Genomic DNA, 10,240 nt, shown 5'->3' on the forward strand with positions numbered 1-10,240 from the left:
TCGTTTTCGGTGTGCGTTAGACTGGCAAGAAATCTCTTTAAAACATCGGATTTTATTCAATGTCAGAAGTTGATTCTTGCCGTCTCAGGGGGAAGTGATTCTTTGGCTTTGATGTTTTTGGTCAAAGAGCATTTGGAAACTCTCGCATTTCCTCCAGAAATGATTGTTGTCACGGTTGATCATCAATTGCGTAAAGAATCGATGCGTGAAGCAGAAACTGTTGCGAAAATTTGTCGTGTCCATGATATTCAACATATCACTGTGCGATGGGAAGGCGAAAAGCCAAAGACGCATATTGCTTCCAGCGCGCGTGTTGCACGCTATGATCTCTTGGTTAAAGAAGCACAAAAACAAGGCGCATCACTTATTATGACGGGGCATACACTCAATGATCAGGTTGAGACCTATCAAATGCGGTATCAACGTCTCCAAAAGAATAGAGGTGCTTTATATAGTGGAGCTGTTGCCATGCGCGATGAGGTTTATGCCAGTGGTTTTGCTGGTATTTTGCGCGGTGAAGCCGAGGGTATACGTGATGAGGATCATACCAGAAAAACAAGAAAAAATATTGCCGAAAAAAACTATGGTCCCCTCTATGAGCGTGGTTTATCCTGTATTCCGCGTGAGGCGCTGTTGCATAGAAAAGTGCGTTTGATTCGGCCACTCCTTGGTGTAAAACGCCAAACATTACGGAATTATTTACGCTTACAAGGACAAACATGGATTGATGATCCAACCAATGAAGATCGCAATTTTGAACGTGTGCGCGTGCGTCAATCTCTTTCTCCACAAAAATTGGCTTATATTGCTCAAAAAATAAATGAAGCCGCATTGCAGCGTCGTCAACAAGCTAAAAATATTGCTGATTTGATCTTAGCGCTGGATATTACTGTCCAACATGGGCGTTGTTTCATAGAAAAGCCTGCGCTATTTTTACAGAAACATTCCAGTTTTCCTTTTGTGGTGGGGCTCTTTGCTGTGCTGATGGGAGGGGGATTTTATTTGCTCCCCAATCAGAAATTAAGCATGCTTGTTCAAAAACTCTGTCTTGATTCTCCAGAAAAGCGGCGTTTTACTTATGCGGGCTCTGTTATTGAATATAACAAGCAGGGAATTTCTTTGTGGCGTGAAGGGCGAAATATGAAAGAGGCTATTGTTGAGCCAGATAAAACTTTTATATGGGATGGGCGCTATCATATCACAAATCATGGATATGAGGCTATAAAGGTTGGAGCCGCAAATTTAGAACAGCTGAAATTTTTATTAAAAAATAGCGATTTTGAGCTTGAAAAGCCTCATTTTCCCTCTTTACAATCGCTGCTGATGATCTCAAATCATAAAGGGTATGATATTCCAGAGTTGATTTCTCAAGCAGTTGTTCATAAACATGTTATCGTCAAGCGGATTATGGCACCTTTCGATTGGCTTTCCTCACGAGAAGATGCAGCCTTGGTGAATGTTGTGGAACCTTTTTTTAATATTGAGGTGAAAAGATAAAGGAAAATTACTCTAAAAGAAAATAAACAGCTTCTCATCCCTTGGCAAGGGGCTGACAAGGTTATATGTTAAGGGGAACTGTTTGAAATCTATATTTGATTAAGTGGGCTGAATATGAATTCCAATTACCGCTCTCTCCTTATTTGGGGAGTTATTGCCTTGATTTTGATTGTGTCGTTTTCTCTCTTTAATGGAGATAGCCAACGTTCTGGTGGTGGAGAAGTCTCCTATTCTGAATTTTTGCAAAAAGTTGAGAATAATGAGTTGAAATCTGTGACCATTCAAGGTCAAAAATTAACAGGAAAAACCATTGAACATAGAACTATTTCAACCTATGCTCCTCGCGATCCAGGTTTGATACAAAAATTGGAAAGCAAAAACGTTAATGTTAAAGCTATTCCTGAAAGCTCTGGAAATAGCATTTTCCTCAATCTCCTCTTTTCCTTATTACCTGTTATTATTATCGTGGGGGCGTGGGTCTTTTTTATGCGGCAAATGCAAAATGGATCACGCGGTGCAATGGGATTTGGGAAATCGAAAGCAAGATTGCTTAATGAAGCGCAAGGACGTATTACCTTTAAAGATGTTGCTGGCGTAGAAGAAGCAAAGCAAGATCTTCAAGAAATTGTTGAATTTTTACGCGAACCACAAAAATTTCAACGCTTAGGGGGGCGTATCCCACGCGGTGTTTTGCTTGTTGGTCCTCCAGGAACCGGTAAAACTTTGCTAGCACGTTCTGTGGCCGGTGAAGCCAATGTGCCATTCTTTACCATTTCAGGGTCTGATTTTGTGGAAATGTTTGTTGGTGTTGGGGCAAGCCGTGTGCGCGATATGTTCGAACAGGCTAAAAAAAATGCACCTTGTATTATCTTTATTGATGAAATCGATGCTGTTGGGCGCCATAGGGGGGCTGGTCTTGGCGGTGGAAACGATGAACGTGAACAGACCTTAAACCAGTTGCTTGTCGAAATGGATGGGTTTGAGCCCAATGAAAGTATTATTCTTATTGCCGCAACAAACCGTCCCGATGTGCTTGATCCCGCTTTGTTAAGACCAGGGCGTTTCGACCGACAAGTTGTTGTGCCAAACCCTGATGTTTCTGGGCGTGAACAAATCTTGAAAGTGCATGTGCGCAACGTGCCTTTAGCGCCTAACGTTGATTTGAAAATTTTGGCAAGGGGAACACCAGGATTTTCCGGTGCAGACCTGATGAATCTGGTCAATGAAGCTGCTCTTATGGCTGCGAGCCGTAATAAAAGAGTTGTCACGATGCAAGAATTCGAAGATGCCAAAGATAAGGTGATGATGGGGGCTGAACGTCGTTCAACCGCTATGACACAAGAGGAAAAAGAACTCACTGCTTATCACGAAGCAGGACATGCTATTGTGGCTCTTAATGTGCCGGTTGCTGATCCTGTTCACAAAGCAACAATCGTTCCAAGGGGAAGAGCATTGGGAATGGTGATGCAATTGCCTGAAGGCGATCGCTATTCTATGAGTTATCGGTGGATGATTTCTCGTTTGGCTATTATGATGGGTGGACGTGTGGCTGAAGAATTAAAGTTTGGAAAGGAAAATATCACATCTGGTGCTTCTTCTGATATTGAACAAGCAACGAAATTAGCTCGCGCGATGATCACACGGTGGGGATTTTCTGATCTGCTTGGAAATGTAGCTTATGGCGATAACCAAGATGAAGTCTTTTTGGGTCATTCTGTTGCGCGAACACAAAATGTCTCTGAAGAAACAGCGCGCATGATTGATATGGAAGTGCGTAAGCTTATTGATGATGCCTATAAAAATGCGACAAACATTTTGAAAACAAAAAGAAAAGAATGGTTTGCTTTGGCACAAGGTTTGTTGGAATATGAGACTTTAACGGGAGCTGAAATTAACGAAGTTATTGCAGGAAAGCCTCCTTCACGCACACAGAAAGATGAGGGTGCTGCGCCACGGGGGTCTTCTGTTCCAAAAACTGGAAAAATGAAGACAGAGATAACAGTGGTAGATGAAAAAAACGCTGAAGCAGCTCCTAAAACAGTGCTTCATAAAGCAGAGACAGATAAAGGCGAGGCAGGCAAAGCAGAGGCAGCTGTTGGGAAAAAAACAGCAAAATCCGGTAATGTTGAGCCTAAGGAGGCTCAGTCTAAAGAAGTGCAATCGGATGAGACTGAGAAAAAAGCACAAAGCACAAAAGGTACTACAAAATCAGTCAACCGCTCTAAAAGTAATGCTGAAAAGAAGTCCAATACTGCGGGACATGATAAAGAAAAATAAGAACTGTTTAATATCGCTTGAGTGACGATGTTTTAGGAAAACTTCTAAATTCTTTGAGAAAGGCGCAAGTTTTGTTTGCGCCTTTCTTGTAATATTTGCAAAAATATGGAAGCAAAAAATTAAGCAAAGCCGTTGTATGATGGCGGCTTTAGCATGCTACAAGGCGAGGTGGACTGTTGCTTTTCTAATGTGGTAGGGGGGGGGTAAGGTTAGGCGATAGATTTCCTTGCTGATTTGGTAGGGTATGAGGTTTGGTGCTGGATTTCTTTACGGATTTAGCAAGGGTGTGAAATTATCCGTTGGTTGTGTTAAAGGGATGTATAGAGCATTTTGAGGAGATAATATTGCTTTTATGTGTAAGGGTGTAAACATAATTGCTTGAGAGTAGTTTAGATGTGTAGATGGTGAATAGGGGGCTTGATTGTCTAAATGCATGAAGGTTTAAGATCAATGATCTGATTTTATACGGGGAGAGGAGGACTATTGTACCAAGGGGGCTTGTTAGGGTTTTAAGGAAAAGCCAAGGGAAGAATTATATATTAAAGGAAAGAGGCATGGTGCAAAAATATTTTGGTACAGATGGAATTCGGGGGAAAGCCAATTCATTTCCTATGACACCCGATTTTGCCATGAAGGTGGGGATGGCTGTAGGGGTTTTATTTCGCTCACAACATCAATCTCATCGTGTGGTGATTGGCAAGGATACACGATTATCGGGCTATATGTTGGAAAACGCTTTGGTTTCAGGATTGACTGCTGCGGGGATGGAAGCTTTTTTATTGGGGCCAGTGCCAACGCCTGCTGTTGCAATGCTTTGCCGCTCTTTGCGCGCGGATCTTGGGGTGATGATTTCTGCTTCTCATAATCCGTTCTATGATAATGGAATTAAACTTTTTGGTCCTGATGGTTTTAAGCTTTCAGATGATATGGAAGCGAAAATTGAACAATTGATCGATACAGATCTTTCAAAGTCTTTAGCAAGTTCTGCCGAAATTGGTTATGCAAAACGGGTTGAGGGAGATATTTATCGTTATATTGAATATGCCAAACGAACTTTGCCGCGTGATGTTCGCTTAGATACTGTGCGTATTGTTGTGGATTGTGCCAATGGGGCTACTTATAAAGCGGCTCCCCGTGCTTTATGGGAATTGGGGGCTGAGGTTTTTGCTATTCATGATGAGCCCAATGGGACCAATATTAATCAAAAATGTGGATCAACCGATTTAAGCTCTTTAAAACGAAAAGTGCATGAAGTGCGTGCTGATGTGGGGATTGCTCTTGATGGAGATGGAGATCGGGTTCTCATTGTTGATGAAAAAGCACAAACGGTTGATGGAGATCAGTTAATTGCTGTAATTGCTGAAAATTGGCATAAAATGGGACGATTACGGTGCAATGGTGTTGTCACAACGATTATGTCAAATCTTGGACTAGAGCGTTTCTTGAATAGCAAAGGGTTGCACCTTGTAAGGACAAAAGTTGGAGATCGTTATGTTGTCGATGCCATGCGCCAAAAGGGATATAATGTTGGTGGTGAGGCTTCTGGCCATATCGTGCTTAGTGATTTTGGTACAACGGGTGATGGCTTGGTGGCTGCATTGCAGATTTTAGCCTGTATGAAGGAAAGTCAAAGCCCTATGAGCCAATTGTGTAAACGGTTTGAACCTGTACCGCAAATTTTAAAAAATGTAACGATTAAAAATAAAAATGTCTTGAAAAAAAATCCCGTCAAAGCGGCCATTGATCAAGCAGAGAAGCGGTTGGGAAAAGAGGCAAGGCTGGTGATCCGCGCTTCTGGAACGGAACCGGTTATCCGCCTTATGGCTGAAGGCGATGCACGAGAAGTATTGGACACTGTCGTGACAGAGTTGATGGATGTTATTATTCATCATGATGTACGCATGGGGACTGCACTTGAGGAATCTTGAATTTTTTGAAAAAATTATCAGATCATCTTTGAATAAAGGTCTGATTTTAATGCGGGGTTTTGGCAATTACAAAAGGAAAGTCCAATTCTAATAACTACAATGCGTATAGATTTCTCTATAGTTCGTAAGATATGAAAAATATGCCTTTTTTTGATTTTCCTTTTTCTTTTACTTATTCGTAAACCGGTTAAGTTTAACAGAGTTTGTAGTGGGGGCTTTACCAGCTTACTTATAATCTATTTATATCTGTGTAATAATATACATTATGGATAGATTTATTGGGATAGGTAAGGCCGCTCAAGTTTTGGGTGTTTCGATCAGCACTCTACGCCGTTGGGAATGTGAAGGCAAAATTATTTCTGAGCATACGGCAGGAGGTCACCGCCGTTATGACCTATCTAGGTTTAGATCTGGGCTTTTCATTCGAGAGAACTATCACAAAGAAAAACCATTGCTTATGCGCGTGTATCGAGCCATGATCAAAAAGACGATTTAGAGCGACAAAAACAGGTTCTCGAGCTTTATTGCGCAAGCCAAGGTTGGACTTATGAACTCATCTCTGATTTAGGGTCAGGGATGAATTATCGTAAAAAGGTCTTAAACGTTTATTGGATGCTCTCATTGAAAATGAAATAGGTCGTTTGGTGATTACGCATAAAGATCGTTTATTGCGCTTTGGTGCGGAATTGGTCTTCGCCATTTGTGAAGCCAAACAAGTTGAGGTTGTCATTCTCAATCAAGGAGAAGAAAGCAGTTTTGAAGAAGATTTAGCCAAAGATGTTTTAGAAATTATTACTGTCTTCAGTGCTCGTCTTTATGGAAGTCGTTCGAGAAAAAATCAAAAGTTATTAGAAAATGTTCGTCAAGCTGTAGAAGCATCGCAATGATTGTTGCTCACAAAATAGCTCTAGACTTAAACAATAAACAACGAAGCTACATGGTTCGAGCCAGTGGTTGCGCGCGCTTTGCTTATAATTGGGCACTGAAGGAATGGCAGCAGCAATATGAAGCATGGAAGAAAGATAATAATTTACAAAGCCTAATGACTATGCGCTACGTAGACAATTCAATTCTCTAAAACGAGAATAATTTCCATGGATAATGGAAGTCACTAAAAATGCTCCACAAATGGCAATTATTCAATTGGGTATGGCTTTTAAGAATTTCTTTTCAGGGAGAAGCCGATATCCCACTTTTAGAAAGAAAGGAGTGCACGATCGTTTTACTTTGACCAATGATCAAGTACAGTTGCAAGGTTTCAAGATAAGAATTCCCAAGCTTGGTTGGGTTCGTCTGCGAGAACAATTGCGATTTCAAGGAAAGATCTTGTCAGCAACCATTAGCCGTAAAGCGGATCGGTGGTTTGTAAGTCTTAGCGTTGAAACAGATAATCAAGAGTCACTGAGCGAGAACCAAGCTATTGTTGGTCTTGATTTGGGCATCAATGCACTTGCAACGCTTTCGACAGGAGAAACCATAGGAGGCGTTAAACCTTATAAGGCTTTGCTAAATCGTTTACGGCGCTTATCACGAAGGCTAAGCCGTAAGCAAAAAGGCTCGAGCAATCGTTATAAGGAGAAACAAAAACTCGCTAAGCTTCATGCACGGATAAGTAATATCAGAACAGATCATTTGCATAAGGTTACAACAGATTTAATTCAGCGTTTTGGTACATTTTGTCTGGAAGATCTTCATGTAAAAGGCTTGCTGAAAAATAAGCATTTATCGCGTGCCCTTGCAGATCAAAGTTTTTTCGAGTTTCGCCGTCAATTGGAATATAAGGCGGCACGTTATGGTCGACAGATTGTTATTGCAGATCGTTGGTATGCGAGCAGTAAGATCTGCCATCATTGCGGATGTAAGATTGAACAATTGCCTCTTAACATACGTGAGTGGAGATGTTCTCATTGTGGTACGAACCATGATAGAGACATTAATGCCGCGATTAATTTAAAAAACTTGGCGGTGAGTTCCACCGTGTCAGCCTGTGGAGAGGAAGGCTCTGGCCAATGTCCTGTGACTTTGGTGAAACCAGCCTCGAAGAAGCAGGAAATCAACAGTATATTTAATCAGAAATGATTATATTTACATAAGTTTGATAGAACCGGAGTTTAAGTGTTATTCATTCTTTTTACTGGACATACAGCGGGTGCAGCGCCCCATGAACATCAAACAGCAATGAGTATTGTGGTTATATCATCTTGATGTTTTTAAGTGCCGCTGCCAATTGGAGATATGATACGCTCCTATTACGTTTAGCTCCTCCTAATTATGAACTTATACTTTTCCAATAATTAGTAGAATAATGAGAAAGAGATGAGAATGATCAATTTTTTTCACGATAGTTCTAATATTTATAAAGTAAAAAAAGCTATGTGATGTAAAAATAATGAACATTTTTTGGATTTTGGAAGGGTACACTCTATATTCATTTACAATTTTAAGATTTAAACATAAAAGGATTGAAGCCTTCTATAATACTGGTACGACTGAAGGGATTAGAACCGCCCATGCTCAAAAATTAAAGCGTATTCTAAGTGCTCTTGAAGGAGATGTATCGCCAAAAGATTTTGAGTTATCCGTCTTTTTGATTACATCTGCTAAAGGGTGATTTCAAGGATTATTAGTCAATTACTGTAAATGGAAATTGTCGCGTAATATTTCGCTTTGATAGCATAGATGTCGAAATGGTTGATTATCTGGATTATCATCAAAAAGCAGGTCTAAACAATGATGAAGAATCCTTCACATCTCGGTGAATTATTGCGAGAAGATGTGATCAAAGAGCTTGGTTTATCCGTTAATGAAGCAGCAGAGTAGCTTGGTATATCTCGTGTAGCACTTTCTAGAGTTTTAAATGGAAAAGCCGCTATGAGAGCTAATCTTGCTATTAGGCTTGAAATGGCTGGTGTAAGCACAGCACGTGCTTGGCTTGCTATGCAAACAAATTATGATCTATCAAAAAAATTCCTTAACAACAGTCTCATGATCAAGATTGCATAAAAGAGTTTCAAATGGCAGTTAAGTTTTTGCAACAGAGACAACAGGAGAAAATCAACGCAATAGCGCGTGCAAGATCAATAGATATGATACGGTAAGGGCAAGGATAAAGCCTTATGCTGTATAAGCCCTATTAAGCCATATGACAAAAGAGAGCTAATCAAAAGAGTTTAATATGGGTGTGACAAAAGACGTTGTACGAACCCACATGATAGGACGTAAAAAAGAAGCTGGTGAAATATTAGCAAGTTTAGGACTTACGGTGTCTGATTTCATACGAATTTCTTTAGCTAAAGTTGTTGATGAAAGAGGATTGCCGTTTGATATGTATATTCCTCATGCGAAAACGCTTAAACTTTTGAGAAAAGTGACAAGGGTTAAGAGAAGTGACAAGGGTTAAGAGATATAGCTGAAGATAGGTAAGATTTGTTTTGTCATTTGGATATTTGATATTTCTGATCATTCACTTCAAATTAGCTTTTCATTTACATCATTATCGTTATGGGTGTTTTCCGTATATTGAATGATGTATGCAAACCGTGATTGAAATGGCAGCTTATTGAATTTCTGTGAAAGAAGAAGGCATATCGCCTGAATAATTATTTGATATTGTTTCTTTTATTGCTACTCATTCAGATGTTGGTGGTTTTATGCAAGGAATGAGGTGAAGCCAAGGAAAGTTAGGTTTAAAAGCATAAGAGTAAAAGTGGGGATATAAGGTTATATCCTTTTGGGGTGGTCAAAATATTCCGGTGTTGATCGAAGATATTTACAGTCAATCATCTTGAGGTAATTTGACAAAATCAGAGAGGAATGCATTGAAGAAAAATTTAACTGCGCCTTGATGAATATCGAAAAGAATAATAATGGATAAGGCACATAAAGCAGGACCTCGTATATTAAAAGGTGTTTGTGAAGCTTTTGTCTGAAGCTAAAGGTAAAACTGATACTAAATTTTGTATCGATATTCCTGCAAATATTGATGTCAAAAAAAATCAGAAAAAATATAGGGTTATAGATATCATTTTCGGCACGTTTTGGTTTTCCTGTGGGGCGCATTCGTGATTGGGAATGGGGATGATATTTTTACTTCTTTTTACTTGTTGTTTTCGATTATTGACACTGAACTTGAAGCGATTAATCGTGTTTTTAAGAAAGCTCTATTGGTATAGTTTTTGCTTATAAAAAAGGGTGTGAGGGGTAGCGTTTTTTTAAAAAGCATCACGGCGTTTGAAAGGGTCGTAATAGATTTCTGTTACACGAAATTTTCCTTCGAGGCGTTTACATTGGATGATGACATCAATCATCGAGATTAATAAGCCGCGGATATCATCGCGAGCTAAATTACCACCACCGTCACTTTCTTTGACTAAAAGGGTCATTTGTTCGAAGGCTGCAAGGGCTGTTGAGGCGTGGACGGTGGTAATGGAGCCGGGGTGACCAGAGTTGACATTACGGATGTAGTAAAAGGCTGTACCATCACGCAGCTCTTGTAGAAGGATTCTGTCGGGGCGCATGCGTAATCCTGATTCAAGCAG

The 10,240-nt window shown here is 40.1% G+C and carries 8 protein-coding genes and 2 pseudogenes; 9 read left to right on the forward strand and 1 reads right to left on the reverse strand.

The window, feature by feature from the left end; genetic code table 11:
- The first annotated feature begins 9 nt into the window (after positions 1 to 9).
- From tilS to ACFING_RS02885, 9 genes and pseudogenes are all read left to right on the forward strand, one after another.
- Positions 10 to 1,497 carry a tRNA lysidine(34) synthetase TilS gene (gene tilS / locus ACFING_RS02845; RefSeq protein WP_375629735.1) on the forward strand — a complete coding sequence of 496 codons (1,488 nt, stop codon included), beginning with the start codon at positions 10 to 12 and terminating at the stop codon, positions 1,495 to 1,497.
- A 114-nt stretch (positions 1,498 to 1,611) separates the two neighbouring features.
- Positions 1,612 to 3,774 carry an ATP-dependent zinc metalloprotease FtsH gene (gene ftsH, locus ACFING_RS02850; RefSeq protein WP_375629738.1) on the forward strand — a complete coding sequence of 721 codons (2,163 nt, stop codon included), beginning with the start codon at positions 1,612 to 1,614 and terminating at the stop codon, positions 3,772 to 3,774.
- 554 nt (positions 3,775 to 4,328) lie between these two features.
- The gene (gene glmM / locus ACFING_RS02855; RefSeq protein ID WP_375611769.1) at positions 4,329 to 5,702 is read left to right on the forward strand and encodes a phosphoglucosamine mutase; all 1,374 of its coding nucleotides are present in this window, start codon (positions 4,329 to 4,331) and stop codon (positions 5,700 to 5,702) included.
- A gap of 265 nt (positions 5,703 to 5,967) precedes the next feature.
- Positions 5,968 to 6,589, forward strand: a pseudogene (locus ACFING_RS02860) (IS607 family transposase).
- A gap of 50 nt (positions 6,590 to 6,639) precedes the next feature.
- On the forward strand, positions 6,640 to 6,780 hold the full coding sequence (locus ACFING_RS02865) for a helix-turn-helix domain-containing protein (RefSeq protein ID WP_375629741.1): 141 nt from the start codon (positions 6,640 to 6,642) through the stop codon (positions 6,778 to 6,780).
- 23 nt (positions 6,781 to 6,803) lie between these two features.
- Entirely contained in the window at positions 6,804 to 7,781 is a 978-nt protein-coding gene (locus ACFING_RS02870; protein ID WP_375620975.1) for an RNA-guided endonuclease InsQ/TnpB family protein, read from the forward strand.
- Positions 7,782 to 8,091: 310 nt separating this feature from the next.
- Complete coding sequence (locus tag ACFING_RS02875; RefSeq protein WP_375620974.1) at positions 8,092 to 8,313, forward strand: hypothetical protein; 222 nt, start codon at positions 8,092 to 8,094, stop codon at positions 8,311 to 8,313.
- Positions 8,314 to 8,432: 119 nt separating this feature from the next.
- Positions 8,433 to 8,705 (forward strand): annotated as a pseudogene (locus ACFING_RS02880) (HigA family addiction module antitoxin).
- Positions 8,706 to 8,877: 172 nt separating this feature from the next.
- Positions 8,878 to 9,102 (forward strand): type II toxin-antitoxin system RelB/DinJ family antitoxin, encoded by a 225-nt coding sequence (locus ACFING_RS02885; RefSeq protein ID WP_375629744.1) that lies wholly within the window; start codon positions 8,878 to 8,880, stop codon positions 9,100 to 9,102.
- A gap of 811 nt (positions 9,103 to 9,913) precedes the next feature.
- Here the strand turns inward: ACFING_RS02885 and ACFING_RS02890 are convergent.
- Positions 9,914 to 10,240 (reverse strand): ATPase, T2SS/T4P/T4SS family (locus ACFING_RS02890; RefSeq protein ID WP_375629747.1); only part of this gene is annotated, 327 nt, incomplete at its 5' end.

The organism is Bartonella sp. AP150HLJHH (genome assembly GCF_042196385.1).
Classification (GTDB): Bacteria; Pseudomonadota; Alphaproteobacteria; order Rhizobiales; family Rhizobiaceae; genus Bartonella.